We start from the raw sequence: 21388 nt of genomic DNA on the forward strand, positions 1-21388 counted from the left end.
AATACAAAATGACCATCGAGCAGGCACAGGAAACAGTTGACCAATGGATTAAAACCCACGGTGTACGCTATTTCAGCGAGTTAACCAACATGGCTATTCTTACCGAAGAAGTAGGGGAGGTGGCCCGAATTATATCGCGGCAATACGGCGAACAATCGTTTAAGGCCAGCGATAAAGACAAACAGCTTGCCGATGAACTTGCCGACGTGCTGTTTGTGGTTATTTGTTTAGCCAACCAAACCGGTGTGGATCTTACTGCCGCCCTGCAAAAAAATCTTGATAAAAAAACGCAGCGCGACAGCACACGCCATCACGAAAACGATAAACTGCGCGGAAGCGAAAATCAGTAGAACGTTTTCTTCTCGCGGGCCATGCGTTTCAGTAATACGCAGGGGCGGTAGCGGTCTTCGCCGTATTCGGTGTAAAGATTTTCGAGCGTGGCAAGTACGTTCGCAATGCCAATTTCATCGGCCCATTTCAGCAAACCTTTCGGGTAGTTAACACCTTTGGTCATGGCCGTGTCAAGATCATCGCGTGTGGCAATGCCGAGGTAAAACGCATCTGCCGCTTCGTTGATAAGCATAGCCAGCACGCGGTTCAGAATTTCGTTGGCAAGTGTTTCGTCTTTCTTTGGCTCAGGCATAACGGCGCCCGGCGAATAGTCGTAATAACCACGTCCGGTTTTGCGGCCAAATCGTTTGGCTTCGTAAAGTCGTTTTTGGGTAAACGAAGGTTTGAAACGCGGTTCGTAAAAGAACTGCTCCCACACGGTTTCAGTTACTTTGTAGTTGATGTCGTTGCCGATAAAATCCATCAGTTCAAACGGGCCCATGCGGAAACCGCCCGCTGTTTTCAGCGCGTAATCGATGGTGGCAAAATCAGCAATACCTTCTTCGTAAATACGTATCGACTCGCCGTAGTACGAACGCGCCACGCGGTTTACAATAAATCCGGGTGTGTCTTTGGTAAGCACCGTAGTTTTGCCCCAGCTGTCAATAGTAGCTTTCGCAGCAAGCAGCAGCGTTTCATCAGTAGCTACGCCGGGAATAATTTCTACCAGCGGCATAAGCGGCGCCGGATTGAAGAAGTGAATGCCCAGCACACGCTCCGGCTTTTTGCAGGCCGATGCGATGAGTGTGATGGAAAGTGACGATGTATTGCTGGCCAGCATACAGTTTTCGCTTACAATGCTTTCGAGTTTGCCAAACACATCCTGTTTCACATCGAGCCGCTCTACAATTGCTTCGATAATGAGCGCACAGGGCGCAAAGGTATCGAGCGTGGTGGCGTAGGTGAAACGGCTTTGAATTTGCTGCGCGGCTTCGGCAGTGAGTTTGCCTTTTTCGGTGAGTTTATTCAGCGTGGCAGCCAGATCGGTTTTGGCTTTATCGAGCTGGGCGGCGTTTGTATCAAACAAAATTACAGCGTGTCCGGCTGTGGCAGCTACCTGCGCAATGCCCGCGCCCATGGCTCCGGCGCCAATTACACCAATTACGGAAGATGTGGAAAGCATACGATCAGCGGCCTTTGAATTCGGGTTTGCGTTTTTCGAGGAAAGCAGTTACGCCTTCGTTGTAGTCGTACGTTTGTGCCGCTGTAACCTGCTCTTCACCTTCGCGTGCAAGCTGCTGCGCAAGGCTGTTGGTGGCCGATTCGTTGAGCAGCCGTTTGGTAAGACCAATTCCTTTGGTGGGCATTGCCGCCAGTGTGGTGGCGGTTTGCAGCGCAGTGTCCATAAGCGCGGCATCGTCGCACACTTTGTAAAGCATACCCATTTGCAAGGCATCGGCCGCAGTCACTTTATCGCCCAGCATCATCAGTGCCGATGCACGCTGAAAACCAATCAGACGCGGCAAAAAGAAGGTTCCGCCGCTATCGGGAATCAGCCCGATTTTACTGAATGCCTGAATAAACGAAGCCGAAGCGGCCGACAACACTACATCGCAGGCCAGTGCAATGTTGGCACCCGCGCCGGCAGCCACACCATTTACCGCACATACAACAGGCTTTTCAATGGCGCGCAGCTTGAGAATAATAGGGTTGTAATGTTCGGTTACAATGTTTTCAATGCCCGGGCCATCCGGGTCAATGGCTTCCGAAAGATCCTGCCCGGCGCAAAATGCCTTGCCGTTTCCGGTAAGCAAGAGGCAGCGCACTTCTTCATCGGCAGCAGCAGCATCAAGCGCGGCCTGCAATTGCAGCGCCATTTCGCGGTTAAAGCTGTTGAATTTATCGGGACGGTTGAGGCGGATGATTAATACGTTTCCGCTTTTTTCGGTAAGAATCGGTTGTTCACTCATACGTTGCAAATGTAGCAAAGCCCGGCCAAAACACATCACCATAAACACAACAACGGCTCCCTGTGCAGAGAGCCGTTGTTTTTAATCGCAACTTCAGCAGAGCGGTTAGCGAAGCTGGATTGTGTAAGTGTTGTTGCCAATGGTTACGGTTGCAATATTGTCGCAGGCGCCGTTGCCAAAATCAACTGTGCGCATGGGGCGGTTTGAGGGTGTGAGCTGCAGCACACCTTGTGTAAAGTGGCGGCGGCAACCGAGAGCCATGTTGCGGATGAGCGGGCTGGTGATTTGCATGGTGTAGCTTTGTCCGCTTGCGCTGGTGCCGCTGGCTGAGCCGGTTACCGAGTAAATATCGTCGCTCCATACAGCCGTGCTTTCACCTTGTACCCATTCGCGCTGGCGCTGTGAGGTCCAGGTTATGGTGCCGCCGTTGTTGGCCAGTACAATCTGTCCGTTCACATCAACATCATACACGGTGTGGCCGGCTGCATTGGGGCCGAGGTTGCTTACCGTTTTAGTGCCCAGTACCTGGTTGTCGTTTACAAAGTAGTTGTCGAAGGTTACGGTGTGAGTGTGGCCTGCATCGCGGAAGCGGCCGTTATAAACCACAATTACTTTTCCACGGCGGTTGCGTCCATCGTTGCCGGTGCAGTTTGTGGTGCCGAAGTCGATGGTGAGTGTATCATTATCGGTCGAGATAAGTGAGTCGAACGTAATGGTTGCACAGGCGTTGAGAGTACCTTCGAGATCACCCACGCGGTAGTTGGTGAGATCGCCGGTGCGGCCTGCTTCGTCGGTAAAGTTGGCTACGTCGCTGAAAGTGGCTTCGGCCAGTGCGTTGTCGGTGGCGGCATTGGTGTCGGTATCTTCTTCTTCACGGCGGCAGCCTGTTACGAGTACTGCACTAAGTGCAAGAACGGGAAGAGTGCGGGAGAAAATGCGCTGGATATTCATCGGTGTTGGTTTTTTATGTGAATGTTGTTGTTGCTGTTTGTTGTCGTTATGACTCAGCTACAACTCCGGGGTTTAACCCGCCAATGAAATTTTTTTAAGAAAATTTATGATTCCCTTATTTTACAAGGGTTTGCCGGCGCATTTCGGCGCAAATAATTCCTGCCGCCACGCCCGCATTGAGCGATTCGGCTCCCTGACCGCTGCTAAACGAAGGTATTGTAATGTGATGCGAAACCATATTTTTCACCGCATCGCTGATGCCGTGCGATTCGCTGCCGATGATAATAATGCCGTTTGGGGCAAAGCCGGTGCTGTAAACCGACTGGCCCTGAAGAAAGGTGCCGTAAACCGGCAGTGTATTGTTTGAGAGGCTGGCTGTTTCGGCAAGGAAAGCGGGCAAATCTACCTCGGCGGTTTGCACGCGGGCCAGCGAACCCATGGTGGCCTGCACGGTTTTTGGGTTCCACACCTCAGCCGTATCGCCCGAGCAGAGTACGCGCTCAATGCCAAACCAGTCGGCAATACGTATGAGTGTGCCGAGGTTGCCGGGGTCGCGTATGCCGTCGGCAGCGAGGGTGTAGCCGCCCAGCACATCGGCCGGAGCAATGGCAGCAGCAGGGATTTCAAACACGGCCAGCACATCGGGTGCGGTGCTGAGCGAGGAAATGCGGGCCATGTCTTTTTCGTCGGCCGTATCCGTATCCGCTTTACATGCCGGCGGAAGCTGGTGGGTGTGCCACCAGTTTTGCGTGGCAGCCACATAGCGGCAGGGCAGGGCAGCGTGCAGGAGTTCGAGCACGGTTTTAGTGCCTTCGGCCACAAACAAACCTTGTTCGCGGCGGGTTTTCTTCTGCTGCAGGGCACGCAGAAAAGCGATTCTGTTTTTTGAGATCATCCGATAACCAATTCAGGCACTATATTTGCAAAAATAGCAACTGCTTTATTCTTTTCCGTGTTCCGTTCAGCCGTTTCACTCTTTCTGACCCTTGTTCTGGCCCTGCTGGTGCTTGCCGATTCAGGCTGTGCCACCCGGCGCCTTAACAAAAAGAAAAATCAGAAACTGCTGCGCCGGGTGGAAATTCTTAACACCGGAAAAAAGCCCGACAAAAGCGATCTGAATGCCTACGTAAAGCAAAAGCCCAACCGAAGGGTGGTTATTGTACCGCTTTACCTCCAGATCTATAACCTGGTGAATCCGAAACGTGATTCTGTTCGTCAGATAAGAAAGCTGGAAAAATACAATGCGAAAAAACAGCGGTACGAGAACAACCCCAAACGCCGCAACGGCTCCTATCGCCGCGAACCCAAAAAACGCCGCACCGTAGGCCAGTTCCTTCAAAGCATTGGCGAAGCCCCGGTAGTTTACGACAGCACACTTACCGAACGTACACATAAACAGTTTGAACTTTACCTGCACAACAAAGGCTATTTTGATGCCGTGGTAAAGGATACCACATTCAACCGCCGTCTTTTGTTTTTTCAGCGCAATGCACTTTTGCGCTCAATTAATGATTCTACGGTGAAAATGCCGTGGAAATTCCGCTTTAAAATCGGCCCCAACCGTAACCGTAAAGTCCATCTGTATTATTATATCGACCCCAAACAACCCTACGTAGTACGCAATGTAAGTTATGATGTGCAGGATCCCCAGCTTGCGCTGCTGGTAAATGAAGATAAAGACTCCTGCTATCTTCTGCCGCGTAACCCCGGTGAGTTTGTAAACTACGATATGGATGTTTTTTCGGCCGAACGCGACCGCATTACCCGGAACCTGCGTAATAAAGGCTATTACCAGTTTACCAAAGATTACGTTCGCTTTGAAGTCGATTCCTCGTCGCGCGGACATTATGCCGATGTAATTATCCGCATCCGGAGTCCGCGTCAGCAGGTTTCCGATACCTCCTGGGTGCCCACTGATCACAAACGCTATTATGTGCGAAATATCACTGTGCGCACCATTACTTCGGTGCAGGAGCTTAAAAACGACGATGCTCCGCGCGAACTGATTACCCATGTTGATCACGACGGTACACGTACCATTCAATTTTTGCGCGATACGCTGCGCGAGCCCGAGTTTCCCTACAAACCCGAAGTACTTACTTCACGCATCCTCATCGACCATAACGGTGCGTTGTATAATGAGTCGGAGTTTGCGGCTACTTACCGCCAGCTTATCAGTTTGCGCCTTTTTCGCCAGGTGTTTGTGAACGCCCGTGCCGTGGGGGCCGATCAGGTGGACTGCGAAATTGTGCTTATTCCGATCATGCGCCAGTCGTATCAGTTGCAGGTGGAAGGCACCAACACGGGCGGTAACCTGGGCATCGGCGGACAGTTTGCATTTCAGAACAACAATCTTTTCCGTGGAGCTGAAATGCTCGAATTCCGTTTGCGCGGCGGTACGGAAGCCCAGCAGCCAATTACCCAAACCACGCAGAACGGCCCTGAGCAGGTAACGCTGAACACGATTGAGGCGGGTGCCGAAATTTCGCTCAATATTCCGCGCGCAATGGCTCCCTACAACCTCTTTCCCTTTGCCCGTGCCGAAGGACGACGCACTACTTTCCTTACTTCATTTAACTACCAGCGCCGGTTGGATTACGACCGTACCATCTTCAACCTTTCTTACGGTTACAATTTCAGTATGGGGCGGTTTGGGCGCATGGGTATTTACCTGCAGGAGTTTAATGTGGTAAGGGTAACCCCCAAAGCCGGTCTGGCCGATTTACTCAATGCCAATACTGATCCCGTATTGCGTTATCGTTTTACCGATCACTTCATCAATGAAAGCCGTATTTCCTACACACTCAACACGCAAAACCCCAAGAAATCGCGCGATGTACATTACCTGAAAGCCGATGCGGGCATATCCGGGAACATTATGCGCTTTTTCTTCGAGCGTTCCAATGCCGTGCCTGATCAGAACGGCTCATACCGGGTATTTGGCATTCCGTTTTCGCAGTATGTGCGCGTGGCGGCTACCTACATCTATTCACGCCGTTTTGGTGACCACCAGCAACTGGTTTTGCGTGTGGCACAGGGTGTGGGTGTGCCGCTCGATAATTTTCCTGCCATGCCGCTTGAGAAAAGCTTTTTTGCAGGCGGTACAAACGGCATCCGTGCCTGGGAAGCCCGAAGCCTCGGCCCCGGGTCCTATCCCGTGCCAGCCAATGAACAGTTTGCCCAGTTTGGCGATGTGCAGGCCGAGTACAACATTGAACTCCGTTTCCGCATTACCAATACCCTCAAAGGCGCCGTGTTTGCCGATGGGGGCAACATCTGGCTCCTGCGCCCCGACACCACCCGCCCGAACGGCAATTTCGAGTTCTCTCGCTTTGTAAACGATCTTGCTTTCGGTCCCGGCTTTGGTTTACGTTACGACCTCAGCTTCTTCATTATTCGTCTCGACCTCGCCTTCAAAATGCGCGATCCCTCATTACCCTACGGCGAACGCTGGTGGATCGGGCAGCGCCCGCTGGGCAGCAACCTCAATTTTGGCATCGGTTATCCGTTTTAACCATTCGAAGGTATTATTCTTTGATTATCAGGTTGTTAGTTAACACTTTGCCGATTGGCAGGCCAAAACGTGCACAGATTTGTTAGCTTTGCCTCCCTGAACGATCAACAGAACCGGCAATGGCCATCGATAAAATCCAGCAACTCCTTGGCGATCAGGCAGAAAGCCTGCTCAATCACACATGTAAAATCTCCCGCGATCAGCTTCACCTGCCCGGTGGCGATTTCGTGGACCGCATTTTTGCTCAAACCAACCGCAGTCCGCAGGTGCTCCGCAGCCTTCAGGCACTCTACGGCACAGGTCGTTTGGCCAATACCGGCTATATGTCAATTCTTCCTGTCGATCAGGGAATTGAACACTCTGCCGGCGCTTCCTTCGCTCCGAATCCGATTTATTTCGATGGCGAAAACATTGTAAAGCTTGCCATTGAAGGCGGTTGCAATGCTGTGGCTACCACGTATGGTGTGCTGGCTTCAGTATCGCGCAAATACGCCCATAAAATTCCGTTTGTGGTAAAAATCAACCACAACGAATTTCTCAGCTACCCTAACAAGTATGATCAGGTAATGTTTGGCTCTGTAGAAGAAGCCTGGAACCTGGGCGCTGTGGCTGTGGGTGCTACCATTTACTTTGGTTCTGACGAATCGGCCCGCCAGATTCAGGAAGTATCCGCTGCTTTCGAACGTGCGCACGAACTGGGCATGGCTACCATTCTCTGGTGCTACCTGCGCAACCCCGGCTTCAAGAAAGACGGTGTTGATTATCACGCCGCGGCAGACCTTACCAGCCAGGCCAACCACCTGGGCGTAACCATTCAGGCCGATATTATCAAACAAAAACTGCCCGTGAACAACGGTGGCTACAACGCTACAGGCCACGGCAAAACACATCCCAAAGTATATTCCGAACTCAGCAGCGATCACCCGATTGATCTTTGCCGCTATCAGGTAGCCAACTGCTACATGGGCCGCATGGGACTTATCAATTCGGGTGGCGAATCAAAAGGCGCTTCCGACCTTGCCGAAGCCGTAGCCACAGCCGTGATCAACAAGCGTGCTGGCGGTCAGGGCCTCATTTCAGGTAGAAAAGCCTTCCAGAAACCCCTGAACGAAGGCATTGCATTGCTCAACGCCATTCAGGATGTTTACCTGTCTAATGAAGTGACGATTGCTTAACCGCATCATCACTCCCCAACATTGTATTCATGAGCTGGTTTAAACGCATCAAGGAAGGGATTACCACTTCCACCAAAGAGAAGAAAGAAACCCCCGAAGGGCTCTGGTACAAGTGTAAGTCATGCAAAAAGGTAATTCCTACTACCGAGCATGTGGCTAATCACTATGTATGTCCCAACTGCGGGTATCACGAACGAATTGGTTCGGAAGAATACTTTACGATCCTGTTCGACGAGCAGGAAGCGGAAGAGCTTTTCCCGAATCTCACCTCTGGTGATCCGCTGCAGTTTACGGATACAAAAAAGTATCCGGCCCGCGTAGCCGAATCGCAGCAGAAAACAGGTTTGAAAGATGCCATCCGCGCCGCACACGGCAAAGTAGGCGGTCATGAGATGGTGGTGTGCTGTATGGATTTCAGCTTCATCGGAGGTTCAATGGGTTCAGTAGTGGGCGAGAAGATTGCCCGCTCCATTGAAGTGTGCCTGGAGAAAAAAATTCCGCTGCTCATCATTTCCAAATCAGGCGGCGCGCGTATGATGGAAGCTGCTCATTCGCTTATGCAGATGGCCAAAACATCGGCACGTCTGGCTCAGCTCGATGATGCCGGCATTCCGTACATCTCGCTGCTCACCGATCCTACCACCGGCGGTGTTACAGCCTCTTACGCCATGCTTGGCGACCTGAACATTGCCGAACCGGGTTCACTCATCGGCTTTGCCGGTCCGCGTGTGGTAAAGGAAACTATCGGTAAAGATCTGCCTAAAGGCTTTCAAACCGCCGAGTTTGTACTTGAACATGGCTTCCTCGATGCCATTGTGCCCCGTACTGAGCTTAAAGCAAAGCTGGTGCAGTTGCTCAGCCTTTTTAAAGGTTGATTTTAGCCTGTTTATTGTTTATCTTTGTATGAAGTTGCTTATGAGTAACTTATTTGTTTATTTATGTTAGCTCACACAATTAATCAGGACTTTAATTATCCTATTTCACTGCTCAATCGAAGATATGGTGAAGTAAGTGGCATTGCGCGCACAAAATCGGCCACAGAAGAAAATCCTGATATCCATCTCAGCGATCAGGATGTATCTGCCTTAATGAAAGTCTTTGTCAGGATAAATGATAATCTTCGGGCAAAAGCATTTCGCTACACACCCAGTCAGGCACAGGAAGCCTATCAGCATGTTGTTGGAGCAGTAGATACATTAATCGCTCTTGATGAATTTCTTTCAACCAAAGAAATTACAGATCAGGCTGATTTTGATTTGTATATGTCGGCAAAAAGCCTGATTTCAAGCTCAATCAAATTTATTGAGACACTACGCATTATTGCTGATGAGTCTATTACGGTGGATGAAAGTTCGGATGGTTACAACAACTATTTGTCTTCACTTGTTGCACACGGTCTTGGTAGTGAACGAATTAAATCAGGTAATTCGGTCGATGAATTATTAAATGGTTTAGAGTAATGGCATATAAGTTATCCCTGACCAAGAACTTCGAAAGAGACTTTAAGTCATTTGATCCCGGTGCGAAAACAAAAATTAAGGAAGCGATGAATGAAATTCATCACAATCCAGCGTCCGGCGAATTACTCAAGCATAACTTACAGGGACTTACCAGTTATCATTTTAACCGCAAGCCCGAAATGCGTATTATTTACGCTGTTTATTCCTGCCACGAAAGAAAAGAAGGTATCCTATCCTGCCGTTTCGACGATATTCTGCACACAGATGAGGAACTGGAAACCTGCAACGGTCTTATTGAGTTTCTGTTTGTGAAAACCCGCGAGGAACTTAATAATGGTTACAAGGTAATCAAGGACACTGCCGCACGATTGAAGCGGGAATGAGGGCGAAACATTTTTGAGGAATCAGAAATATTCCTACCTTTGCAGCCGTTTGGCACCGTAGCCAAGCCTAATTCATTCACAATCATGTACCTTACGTCCGACAAAAAGAAGGAAATCTTCCGCACACACGGCAAGTCAGATGCCGACACCGGGTCGCCTGAAGGTCAGATCGCTCTGTTTACCTATCGTATTCAGCACCTGACACAGCACCTCAAGCAAAAGCCGAAAGACAAAAGCACCGAGCGTTCACTCGTTCTTCTGGTAGGCAAGCGCAAAGCTTTGCTTGATTACCTGAAGAAAAACGACATCGAGCGCTACCGCGCTATCCTCAAGAAACTGGAAATCCGCAAGTAATTCATGCCCCAGTTTCTAAAATAACTTTTCAGTCGAAAGCATCCCGGGCAATGCGGGATGCTTTCGGCTTTTATACCGGGCTAAAACCCCGACGCATGCATTGCCGGCACACCGCAAAGGGCGGATGTAAAATACCCGATGTATTTTATCGTGCTGCCACCATTGGAAAAATAAATGAGTAATATGAAACCAACAGGAATTCAACAAACGTTCGACATGGGCGACGGCCGTATGGTGACCATCGAAACGGGCAAATTAGCCAAACAGGCTGACGGTTCGGTAGTTGTGAAGTACGGTAACACGATGCTGCTTGCTACGGCAGTATCCAACCCTGATGCAAAACCCGGCGTTGACTTTATGCCGCTCACGGTTGATTACCGTGAAATGTTTGCCTCTACAGGCCGCTTCCCCGGAGGCTTTTTCAAACGCGAAGCCCGTCCGAGCGATGGCGAAGTGCTTGTAAGCCGCCTTGTGGACCGCGCACTGCGTCCGCTTTTCCCCGAAGATTATCACGCCGACACACAGGTGCTGATTTATCTCATCTCGTCAGACAAAACCATTCTGCCCGATTGCTTTGCCGGCCTTGCTGCCGCTGCTGCACTGGCAGTTTCAGATATTCCGTTCAACGGACCTATTTCAGAGGTTCGTGTGGGTCGTATTGATGGAAATTTCAAGATCAACCCCACGATTGAGGAAATGAAAACTTCTGATATCGACATGATTGTGGCTGCCAGCCAGAAAGATATTCTGATGGTGGAAGGCGAAATGCTCGAAGTATCAGAAGCTGTAATGCTTGAGGCCATCAAATTTGCACACGAAGCGATTCGTGTACAGATCGGAGCCATCAACGCACTGGCTGCTGCGGTTGAAAAGTCGAAAGTAAAGCGCGAATACAGCCACGAAACCAACGACGCCGCACTGCAGGAAAAAGTACATGCCTTCTGCTACGAAAAAGCACTTGCCGTAGCCATGCAGGGTAACCCGAATAAGGCCGAGCGCAAAGCCGCTTTCAAAGCGGTGTTTGAAGCGTTCTGGGCCACCATTCCGGCCGAAGAACAAACCGACGAACTCAAAGGCCTTGCCAAAAAGTATTACTACATCACCGAATGGGAAGCCGTTCGCCGTGCTGTACTCGATACCCGCAAGCGCCTCGACGGCCGCACACTTACTGAAATCCGCCCGATCTGGAGTGAAACCGATTACCTGCCTATGGCACACGGTTCAGCCGTATTTACCCGTGGCGAAACACAGTCGCTTACCACTGTTACACTCGGCACCAAACTCGATGCACAGCTTATCGATACACCGATGTATCACGAAGAAGTAAACTTCCTGCTGCATTACAACTTCCCGCCCTTCTCTACAGGTGAGGCTAAGCCGATGCGCGGAACCGGTCGTCGTGAAATTGGTCATGGCAACCTCGCACTGCGTGCACTCAAAAACATGATTCCGGCCGATAACCAATACACTATTCGTATTGTTTCGGATATTCTCGAATCAAACGGTTCTTCATCTATGGCCACCGTTTGCGCAGGTACAATGGCGCTGATGGATGCAGGTGTGAAAGTGAAAAAGCCGGTTGCCGGTATTGCAATGGGTCTTATCACGGATGCAGCCGGTAAGTACGCCGTACTTTCTGATATTCTCGGTGATGAAGATCACCTCGGTGATATGGATTTCAAAGTTTGTGGTACAAAAGACGGCATTACTGCTGTTCAGATGGACCTGAAGGTTGACGGACTGCCTTACGAAGTAATGGCCGAAGCATTAGAGCAGGCCAAACAAGGCCGTTTGCATATCATGGGTGAAATGCTGAAAACGATCAGCGAGCCGCGTGAAGACTATAAAGATCACGCACCGCGCATCGTTCAGCTCCGCATCCCGCGCGAGTTTATTGGTGCGGTAATCGGACCGGGCGGCAAAATTATTCAGGAAATGCAGCGCGAAACCGGCACTACCATTATGATTGAAGAGGTAGGCGAGTTTGGTGTAGTGGATATTGCCGCTTCAAACAAAGATTCGATCGACAAGGCTGTGATGCGCATCAAAGGCATTACTTCGTTGCCCGATGTGGGTGAAGTATATGAAGGCAAAGTGAAGAGCATTATGCCCTTCGGTGCTTTCGTAGAATTCCTGCCCGGCCGCGATGGTCTGCTGCACATTTCGGAAGTGGACTGGAAACGCCTCGAAAACCTCGACGGTGTGCTCAAACAGGGCGATATCATTCAGGTGAAACTGATTGAGATTGACGAGAAGACCGGTAAGTTCCGTCTTTCACGCAAGGTGCTTCTGCCCAAGCCCGAAGGCTGGCAGGAACGTCCGCCCCGCCGCGAAGGTGGAAACAACCGCGGCCCGCGCAATCCGCAGCCCGAGAATACCACTCAGGATTAATTTTTCAGCTTAAATGCAAACGGTGCCGGAATTTTTTTTCGGCACCGTTTTCTTTTTAACTCCCGCCACCATCAAGCCTCTGAAAGAAACGGCATGAAAATTGGTCGGGCAAAAAATATTGTTCGACGGGCTGAAGCACTTGTCGGTTGAAACCTTTTTAGTTACCTTTCGTTAAGCCAAACAGAACCACTTACACATTTTATTCATTTAGAGACAGCTTGCCCCTATGATGCGTCAGCTAAAAATATCGAAGCAGGTAACGAACCGTGAAACGGCATCGCTCGACAAATATTTGCAGGAGATTGGTCGTGTTGATCTGATTAATGCGGAGGAGGAAGTTGAATTAGCACGCAGAATCAAACAGAATGATCAGGCCGCATTAGCCAAACTGGTGAATGCGAACCTGCGTTTCGTTGTTTCTGTTTCCAAACAGTATCAGAACCAGGGCCTGAGTTTGCCTGACCTGATTAACGAAGGCAATCTTGGTTTGATTAAAGCAGCACAGCGTTTCGATGAAACACGCGGCTTTAAATTCATCTCCTACGCTGTTTGGTGGATTCGTCAGTCAATTCTTCAGGCGCTGGCCGAGCAGTCGCGCATTGTGCGTTTGCCGCTCAATAAAATCGGCTCCATCAACAAAATCAACAAAACCTTTGCCCGTCTCGAGCAGGAATACGAACGCGAGCCCAGCGCCGATGAAATCGCCGCCGCACTCGAACTTTCGCCCGAAGACATCAAAGAAGCTTTGCGTAATACCGGCCGCCACGTATCCATGGATGCTCCGCTCGCCACCGGCGACGAGAACACGAGCAACATGTATGATGTGATGCAGAGCGAAGACACGCCAAGCCCCGAAGGCACACTCATCAGCGAATCGCTCCGCAAGGAAATTGAACGCGCGCTTTCCACACTCACCGCCCGCGAGGCCGATGTGGTGCGCCTGTACTTCGGCCTCAATGGCGAACACGCACTCACACTCGAAGAAATCGGCGAGCGTTTTGATCTCACCCGCGAACGCGTGCGCCAGATCAAGGAAAAAGCCATCCGCCGCCTGAAACATACTTCGCGCAGCCGTTTGCTGAAAACATATCTGGGTTAACAACTATCTCACCTGTGCCCGTAAGCGCAGTGTCTTAGTATAAATGAAAAGGAAGCTCTGTAGGCTTCCTTTTTTTATTTTTGAAATATGCAAACTAACTCCATGCCCTCTGAAAAATCATTGCCCCAAAAAGAAGTATATCTTTTTCTTGAAAATCAATACCAATATTACTATCAATTATACCAGAAAAAATTCACTCTTTTTTTTGTAGTTGATTTTGTATTAATCATGCTGTATTTGTTAAGCAGATATACTGCTTTAATTAGTAAGAAAATTGATTGGGTACTTGTTTTAGCAGGAATTTTAATATGTGTACTCTGGATAACGATTATGTGGATTGGGAGTAAGTTTATATTAACCATTCAGAAAGATAAGGTGCTTGCAGGGAAGAAAATTAGTGAAGAATATCCGGATCAGTGGATGCCGCATTTATCCTCATCAGATTCCTTTCGGTATTCTGAGTTGTTGATTTTTTTACAGCTATTGACAAGCATAGTCGGAATGTTGTTGTGGTTGGTACTTATGCTGATTGCTTTTGTAAACAATACCGATTTTGATCCAAATAATTCAGTGCCGCTTTTGCTTTTTGGGTTTGCGATGATAGCTGTAATTGTAATAATCGCAAAAGGTAAATCAACAGAAAATCGATAATTGACTTTCGTGACTTATACAATTATATTCTATAAAGAATTTTGCTTCATTCTGCTGGCGTATTAATCTGTAATATTCATCAGTCTATCATCAAACTACTGAACATAGCTATGAAATGAATGTTTTGGTGGTGATATTGAGTCTCTTGATTTCTCTAAAACCCCGCACAATTACACCTCACCGCCATAGCCGCTCCGGGTACATTATACATTTCTGCTTCGCGCAGCTCCGCGCAGGCACGTACATGGCGCAATTGAAGCAGCAGCGTGATGCCTAAGTTGTAGCGTGCGGTGTGATAATCGGGTTTTAGTTGCAGGGCGCGGTTGTAATGCAGCACGGCACGATCAAAATCGCCGAAGAAATTGTAAAGATTGCCCAGCGCATTGAGCAGATACACATCGTTCGGATTTTTGTACAGTAAATCTTCGTAAATGCGCAACGCATTTTGATAATCGCCGAGATGTTTGTTGAGCACGGCCTGATTGTAAAGCGCATGATCGGTTTCGGCGGCATCAGAAATAAGCAGCATATCATTTTGCGCCTCGTTGAAATTATTTTGAGCTGTGTGTACCGCACTGCGCATAATTAATGCCTGCCTGAGCTGCGGTTCAAGGCGCAGTGCTTTGTTGAACCATTGCAGCGCGGATATTGTATCGCCTTCGAGTTTGCTCAGGTAGCCGAGATGATAATAGCTTATGGCATAAAGCGAGTCGTGCGAAATGGCTTGCTGAAACCATTTGCGCGCATCGCCGAAGCGTTGTTCCTTTTTGTACATCATCCCTTTTATATCCGCGGCCTGCGCACTGCCCGGAATAAGTGTAAGTACACGATCAATATACTTATGTCCTTGCGTTGTTTGTCCAAGAAAATAGCTCGATAAGGCCGCACAGGTAAGTGCTTCTGTATCGAGCGGATTAGCCTGCAGACGCTGTGCCGAAGCCACCAGACTTGAATCGAAATGGCCTTCGATGAGGCTGCGGTCGGCAAGGTTGTATTGCAGTGTGGTTTGATACGGATTGTTCAGAATCTGCTGGAGCGGATCTTCGGCAGAAGTGCGGTAATCGGTTTTGAGCATTTGCAGCCTGCGCCGCGCATCAATGTACAATGCCGCGTACGGATTAAGCTGAGTAGCCTGCTGAAAATCGGCGGCTGATTCGCTTTGCCTTCCCATAATGGCATAAAGACGGCCACGGTGCACGTAGGCTTCGGCAAAGTCAGGCGCCATGGCAATGGCATTGTTGTAATTCATTAACGCCTGCTCCGTGCGCCCGAAGCGCAGTTCCACATCGCCAAGCGTAATCAGTTCAAGTGCCGGATAAAAATTGGAGGGAACACCGCTTCCTGTTTGTGCAGTTGCTCCAAATGAAATCAACAAAAGAAAAGTATGAAATACAAAAGTCCGCATAGCTGTCGTTTAATTTTAAAACAAACTGCAGCCATCGATGTTTTACGGTGTTTTAATAGGGAATTAATATACTGGACATCGCTGTTCTTGGTTTTTGGTATCAGTTTGAACGTGAGTATTTTAAAAATAAAAAGAGTGTTGAGCAGCTACTGCACAACACTCTTTTTAATGAATAATTAAGCTGATTAGTGAGTAACCACCAAACGCTTGGTCATTACATCATTTCCAACCTGCATACGAACAAAATAAATTCCGGCAGGCAGTTCGCTTACATCAAATGTAGTTTGGAAGTTTCCGGCTGTGCGTTCAATGTTTTGAACTTCTACTTCCTGACCTACCATGTTTACAAGTGCAATGCGAACATTAGTAGCAGTTGATACTGTGTAAGAAAGTGTAGCCTGCTGAGTTGCCGGATTCGGATACAACTCATTAGCCGAGATTTGTCCGGCCTGCTGAACACCTGTAATTACATACTCGGCATCAAACATAGCTACACCATTGTTGCCAACACCTTTTGCAATCCATGCATGTGCAACACCTGTTACAAGCGGGTTGATTTCTACACGCGGCAGCGGCTTGAGCAAGTTCGTTGTTATATCATTGTATTGTGGGTTGATTACAGTCCAGGTACTGTTATTGATAAGGTTAAAATTGTTGATTACATACGGAAGTCTGCCGTTTGTAGAATCATAGTAAGTGGCAAGGAAGTTATTATTTGTAGGATCATAACTGATGTGCGGATACAAATCGTTTTCATTTGAGTTTACAACATCCAGACGATACCAGAAATTGGTAAAGTGTGCACGTTTGTTGAAAAAACCAATTGCATCATAATCAGTTCCGTTGCTGCTGTAATCGCGCTGAACCAATACAACAGCACTTACACCACCGCTGTCTGTGTCTTCGGTATCATAACTGGTTGCAATTTCGGGGTATGCGCAAAGCCCGATTGCCGCAGAGCTTATAGAGTCGAGGTTTTTCGGTGTAATAAATGTACCGTCAACCGTGCTTGTATTGCGTGAAACATAAATATTACCTGTACGGGCTGTTGATGAAGGCAAGCGTTCCCAAGCTATAAAATAGCGGCCATTTGAACCCGAAGCACTGCGGCCATAAGAAATTGAAACATGGCGTGAGTAAAATCCGGTTGTGGCAACTACTTCGCGTTCAGTAAACGTATTTCCACCGTCTATAGAACCGATAAAAATAATTGAATCGGTACTGGACTGAAAAGCTGAATAGGCAATGCCAATACTGTAGCCTGTTACTCCCACAGCAGGATGGGTGTAATCAGTAGCAATGGATATACCGCGAATTGGGCTGTTATTACCGCGAAGCAGCGTATAGTTTTCAATAATAAACGCTCCTGTTGTGGCATTGTATTTATCTACATACAACACGTCACTTCCGGTTGAAATAATTCTGTTCGATCCGGTAACATAAAGCACCAGGTTATTGGTATCGGTTCCGGCTACTGTAATGTCAAAAACAGAAAGATCGGCTCCGGGAAACGAAAACGAATTCATCGGAATCCAGGTTTGTCCGTTGGTACGTGATCGCATAATTGTCATGCCGCCTTCGTTGGTTGCTGCATCCTGAAAACTATAGGCTGCATAGAGCCAGCCATTGAAAGCTACAGCAATCCGTACTTTGTTTTGATCAATAGCCGGCTGAGGGTTAATGGTAACATCAGTTGAATAAAGCGGCACTGCAGGGGGCGTGTAGGCCGGGAAATGTGTTTCAGCTGTTGTTGCAGATGAACGTGGGTTCATTGCATTTACCTGCTGGTGCGTTAATACATCCTGAGCAAATGTGTGCTGTGTTAGCACTAACGCTGAGGCGATCAGTAAAAAGTTTTTCATGTTTTGGTTTTGAGAATGATTCAGCTTATTTGTCGACAAATTTAGAGTGTATATCGATGAACTGATTAGTTTGGTTGCGGTTGAAGTAAAACATATGTGATGCTTTTGTCTGTCGTATTTATTTTATAATAAATTGATAATCAGTGATTAGAATTTGTAAAGGTGCTGATTTGTGATGTAAAAATGTTGAAGTGCAAATAGATGATTGGTATCATATCATCGGTAGTTTGCAACGATTTTACAGATTGGTAGAAGCTTAAGTCAAATACCAATTTGCAAAAGAGAGGTTTTGTACCTTTGCCGCTTAACTCAACATTATGCCAGCACTCGTAGCTCCTTCCGTTCTCTCGGCCGATTTCGGCAACCTTCAGCGTGATATTGAATTTATCAACTCAAGTGCTGCCGACTGGTTTCATGTTGATGTAATGGACGGCGTTTTTGTGCCTAATATTTCGTTTGGCTTTCCGGTTATCAAAACATTACAGCAGCATGCAACCAAGCCGCTTGACGTGCATCTGATGATTGTAAATCCCGACAATTACATAGACGAGCTTGGCAAATACAAACCGGCCGTGCTTACCGTGCATTACGAAGCCTGCACGCACCTGCACCGCACCCTGCAGCACATTAAGGCTGTGGGCGCCAAAACCGGCGTGGCACTCAATCCGCATACGCCCGTGAGCATGGTAAAAGACATCCTGCACGAAATAGACCTGCTGCTGATTATGAGCATCAATCCCGGTTTTGGCGGACAAAAATTTGAGCCGCTTGCGCTCGACAAAGTGCGCGAAGCAAAAGCATTGATTACTGCCAAAGGCACCAATACACTTATTGAGGTGGATGGCGGCGTAACACCCGACAATTGCGACGCATTAATTGCCGCCGGAGCCGATGTACTTGTGGCCGGCACCGCCGTATTTGCTGCGCCCGACCGCAATGCGGCGATTGTACGATTGAAAGGGAAGTAAGCTACAGAAGCGGTGTACGCTTCTAATGCAGCGTTAACATTCACATAGCCTCAACTTTACCTAACTTTGCTCCGATCATTCTCCGGGGCAATCTATGCGCGAAGCATTCCGCACACATCTCGTCTGGCTTTTTCTACGGCAGTTCCTTTTCTGGATGCTTTTCTTTGGCCTCACACGCCTCATTTTTCTGCTCTGGAATATCGAAGAAACCACTGGCACCGGTGCAGGCGAAGTACTTGCCGCATTCTGGCATGCATTGTATGTGGATGCTGCCATGACGGCTTATTTCATGGGTATTTCGTGGCTGCTTTTTTCGGTGGCAGGTTTTTGGCGGGCACAGCTTTGGCTGAAAATAAATACCTGGCTGCATTATGTGTTTATTGTGGCCGTGAGTTTTCTCACCATCGGCGAATTGCCCATTTACGACGAGTGGCACCATAAGCTTACCTACAAAGCCCTCTGGTTTCTCGGCGATCCGGCCGAGGTAATAAATACCGCTTCCACACTTCAGCTGCTGGTGGGTTTGCCTTCGGTGGCGTTGCTGGCCTGGGGCGCAATCTGGTTTTACAAACGCGCGGTGCCGTGGCAGTTTGCCGTGCAGCCTTTACGCTGGAAACATATTGTATTTGTACTGCTGGCACCGGTGGCGGTGTTCTGGTTTTTGCGCGGCGGCTTTTTTCAGGTGATGCCGGTGCAGGTGAGTGATGCGTATTATTCGCGCTCCAATTTTCTGAATACAGTAAGCGTTAATTCTACCTTTCACCTGTTCAGCAACATATTTCAGAACCGCAACGCCGGCGAACCATACAAACTCCTGCCGCCTGAAGAGGCCAGACGAATTTTTAACCAGATGGTGAAAGCCCCGGCCGACAGTACCGTGCAGGTGCTTACCACCACGCGCCCGAACGTGGTGCTGGTGGTGCTCGAAGGCTGGTCGGCTGATCTGATTGAGCCGCTGGGAGGATACCCGGGCATTACCCCGCATTTCAATAAAATGCTTGGTGATGGCATTTCGTTCGACAGCTGTTATGCTTCCGGCAGCCTTTCCGATCAGGGCATGGCTGCCGTATTTTCGGCCTTCCCGGCGCAGCCCAAAACTTCCATCATTACCCAACCCGATAAATACACGCATTTGCCCTGCCTCAGCAATGCTTTTTCCAAAGCCGGCTATGCCACTTCGTTTATGTTTGGCGGACAGCTTAGCTACGGGAATATCCGCGCTTACATGTATTACAACCAGTTCGGACGAATTACCGAAGAAAAGGATTTCGGTCCCGAAATTCCCAAAGGCAAACTCGGTGCGCACGACGAGTACTTGTTCAATCGTCAGCTCAGCGATTTAGGCCGCGAAAAACAACCCTTCTTTGCCGCCATGTTTACCCTCAGCACGCACGGCCCGTTTGATATTCCCATGAAACCCGAACTTAACTGGGGCGGCAAAGAAAAAGAATACATCAACTCGGCGCTTTATGCCGATCGCTGCATTCACAACTTCCTTGAGTCGGCACGCAAACAGCCGTGGTACAGCAACACACTTTTTGTGTTTGTACCCGATCACAGTCACAACTCGCCGCGCAACTGGAGCTTTAACGAACCCAATTACCGCCGCATTCCCATGGTATTCTTCGGCGAAGTAATCAAGCCTGAATACCGCGGCTACCACTACCGTAAAATCTGCTCGCAAATTGATCTCGCCGCCACACTGCTCACCCAGCTAAAGCTTGATGCATCGCCGTTTCACTACAGCAAAAATCTGTTCAATACCTGTGCGCCCGAATATGCGTACTACGCATTTGATGAAGGGTTTGGCTGGATAAAGCCCGGCGCGCATGTAGTGTATGAAGTACGCCAGAATCGCATCGAACACGAAAAAGTAAGCTCCGATGATCAGCGCCGGCAACTCATTACCGAAGGCAAAGCCTGGCTGCAGATTATGACCGATGAATACTGGAAATATTAGATGCTGCCCGGCTAAAAATCAGACAGTACATCCATCATCCGTTTCAGTTCCTCGGTTTTATTCGGATAGCCCAAACGCTCGTAGGAAATGATGAGTTTGGTAATGAGGCTGCGGATAATATCGAGGTTGGAGCAGGGCGCGTAATACTCGGGTTTGGGATCGAGGTTTTGCTGTTTCAGGTAAGCATCAATTTCCTTACGGCTTACCACCCAGCCACGGCTGAAGGGGTTGATGTAAAACAACACACGGTCGCTGTCTTGCGTAAACGCCATCGGCTGATCGGTGCCGGCATCCACATAGGCCAGAATAAAATGCTCAGGCAGGTTTACGCCGTACACGGGTATGCGAAGATCCTGTGCAATAACGGCGTAAATTATTGACAATGAGAGTGGATTGCCTTTTTTGGTTTCAAGTACATTGTTGATGTACGAGTTTTGCGGGGCGTGGTAATTGGCCGTATTTCCGCTGAAATTATGTACATCAAAAAGAATGTGATTAATTACACGCACTTTTTCAAGCGCCGTAAGGTTGTTGTTCAGCTCCAGCCAGATGTCCTGTTTGATTTGCTCAATGTGGCGGCGGATGCGTTCCTCGTCGAGATCGGGATATTGCGTGCGGGCCACTATAAGCGCACCTTCTAACAAATCCTGCTGCCCGGGTAAGGCCCAGGTGCGAAGACTGTTCCGCGTATAATCAAGCTGGATACTGTGGATAATGTTTTCGATACGCGACTGAAGCAGCGGATCGAACGAGTTTTCCCAGGCCGATTCGAGTGCAGGTACAGCCACATTGCCCATTGAGAGCAATTTTTCGCGGATCTGATGAAATACGTTTTCATCAGGATCATCAAGCAGGCTGATTAATGCGCTGAGCTGGGAGCTGTCCATCGGTTTAATTAACCTTTATTCTTATGCA

The 21388-nt window shown here is 48.8% G+C and carries 19 protein-coding genes; 12 read left to right on the forward strand and 7 right to left on the reverse strand.

Going from position 1 to position 21388, the window contains the following annotated elements:
* The first annotated feature begins 8 nt into the window (after positions 1-8).
* On the forward strand, positions 9-350 hold the full coding sequence (locus IM638_15225; protein MCA6364387.1) for a nucleotide pyrophosphohydrolase: 342 nt from the start codon (positions 9-11) through the stop codon (positions 348-350).
* Here IM638_15225 and IM638_15230 read toward each other — a convergent pair.
* The 4 genes from IM638_15230 to IM638_15245 all read right to left on the reverse strand — a co-directional run bounded on the left by IM638_15230 (position 344) and on the right by IM638_15245 (position 4146).
* Positions 344-1513: a 3-hydroxybutyryl-CoA dehydrogenase gene (locus tag IM638_15230; protein MCA6364388.1), complete on the reverse strand. Its 1170-nt coding sequence runs from the start codon at positions 1511-1513 to the stop codon at positions 344-346. The two genes, IM638_15225 and IM638_15230, sit on opposite strands and share 7 nt — an antisense overlap.
* A gap of 4 nt (positions 1514-1517) precedes the next feature.
* Positions 1518-2300, reverse strand: a complete 783-nt coding sequence (locus IM638_15235; protein ID MCA6364389.1) for a 2-(1,2-epoxy-1,2-dihydrophenyl)acetyl-CoA isomerase — start codon at positions 2298-2300, stop codon at positions 1518-1520.
* Between the two features lie 105 nt (positions 2301-2405).
* Positions 2406-3251 (reverse strand): hypothetical protein, encoded by an 846-nt coding sequence (locus IM638_15240; GenBank protein ID MCA6364390.1) that lies wholly within the window; start codon positions 3249-3251, stop codon positions 2406-2408.
* Between the two features lie 115 nt (positions 3252-3366).
* Positions 3367-4146, reverse strand: coding sequence for an RNA methyltransferase (locus IM638_15245; GenBank protein MCA6364391.1), 780 nt, complete (start codon positions 4144-4146; stop codon positions 3367-3369).
* A gap of 57 nt (positions 4147-4203) precedes the next feature.
* Here IM638_15245 and IM638_15250 point away from each other — a divergent pair, with 57 nt between their 5' ends.
* From IM638_15250 to IM638_15290, 9 genes are all read left to right on the forward strand, one after another.
* Positions 4204-6765, forward strand: coding sequence for a BamA/TamA family outer membrane protein (locus IM638_15250; GenBank protein MCA6364392.1), 2562 nt, complete (start codon positions 4204-4206; stop codon positions 6763-6765).
* 119 nt (positions 6766-6884) lie between these two features.
* Positions 6885-7940, forward strand: coding sequence for a class I fructose-bisphosphate aldolase (locus IM638_15255; GenBank protein ID MCA6364393.1), 1056 nt, complete (start codon positions 6885-6887; stop codon positions 7938-7940).
* A gap of 29 nt (positions 7941-7969) precedes the next feature.
* Positions 7970-8815 (forward strand): acetyl-CoA carboxylase carboxyltransferase subunit beta, encoded by an 846-nt coding sequence (locus IM638_15260; protein ID MCA6364394.1) that lies wholly within the window; start codon positions 7970-7972, stop codon positions 8813-8815.
* A 63-nt stretch (positions 8816-8878) separates the two neighbouring features.
* Positions 8879-9400 (forward strand): hypothetical protein, encoded by a 522-nt coding sequence (locus IM638_15265; protein ID MCA6364395.1) that lies wholly within the window; start codon positions 8879-8881, stop codon positions 9398-9400.
* Between the two features lie 86 nt (positions 9401-9486).
* Positions 9487-9783, forward strand: a complete 297-nt coding sequence (locus IM638_15270) for a hypothetical protein (GenBank protein ID MCA6364396.1) — start codon at positions 9487-9489, stop codon at positions 9781-9783.
* Between the two features lie 84 nt (positions 9784-9867).
* Positions 9868-10137, forward strand: a complete 270-nt coding sequence (gene rpsO / locus IM638_15275) for a 30S ribosomal protein S15 (protein MCA6364397.1) — start codon at positions 9868-9870, stop codon at positions 10135-10137.
* 183 nt (positions 10138-10320) lie between these two features.
* Entirely contained in the window at positions 10321-12528 is a 2208-nt protein-coding gene (pnp, locus tag IM638_15280) for a polyribonucleotide nucleotidyltransferase (GenBank protein MCA6364398.1), read from the forward strand.
* 229 nt (positions 12529-12757) lie between these two features.
* Positions 12758-13627, forward strand: coding sequence for a sigma-70 family RNA polymerase sigma factor (locus IM638_15285; GenBank protein ID MCA6364399.1), 870 nt, complete (start codon positions 12758-12760; stop codon positions 13625-13627).
* Between the two features lie 87 nt (positions 13628-13714).
* Positions 13715-14278 (forward strand): hypothetical protein, encoded by a 564-nt coding sequence (locus IM638_15290; GenBank protein MCA6364400.1) that lies wholly within the window; start codon positions 13715-13717, stop codon positions 14276-14278.
* 154 nt (positions 14279-14432) lie between these two features.
* On the opposite strand, the gene IM638_15295 is transcribed toward IM638_15290, so the two are convergent.
* Complete coding sequence (locus IM638_15295; GenBank protein MCA6364401.1) at positions 14433-15650, reverse strand: tetratricopeptide repeat protein; 1218 nt, start codon at positions 15648-15650, stop codon at positions 14433-14435.
* A gap of 218 nt (positions 15651-15868) precedes the next feature.
* On the reverse strand, positions 15869-17545 hold the full coding sequence (locus IM638_15300; GenBank protein MCA6364402.1) for a T9SS type A sorting domain-containing protein: 1677 nt from the start codon (positions 17543-17545) through the stop codon (positions 15869-15871).
* Between the two features lie 317 nt (positions 17546-17862).
* Between IM638_15300 and rpe the strand changes: the two genes are divergently transcribed.
* On the forward strand, positions 17863-18513 hold the full coding sequence (rpe, locus tag IM638_15305; GenBank protein MCA6364403.1) for a ribulose-phosphate 3-epimerase: 651 nt from the start codon (positions 17863-17865) through the stop codon (positions 18511-18513).
* A gap of 94 nt (positions 18514-18607) precedes the next feature.
* On the forward strand, positions 18608-20473 hold the full coding sequence (locus tag IM638_15310; GenBank protein MCA6364404.1) for a sulfatase-like hydrolase/transferase: 1866 nt from the start codon (positions 18608-18610) through the stop codon (positions 20471-20473).
* Between the two features lie 11 nt (positions 20474-20484).
* Here IM638_15310 and IM638_15315 read toward each other — a convergent pair whose 3' ends face one another.
* A complete protein-coding gene (locus IM638_15315) occupies positions 20485-21360 on the reverse strand; it encodes a transglutaminase family protein (protein MCA6364405.1) in 876 nt (291 codons plus the stop codon).
* Positions 21361-21388: the final 28 nt, after the last annotated feature.

This window comes from Bacteroidota bacterium, from assembly GCA_020402865.1.
Taxonomy (GTDB): domain Bacteria; phylum Bacteroidota; class Bacteroidia; order Palsa-965; family Palsa-965.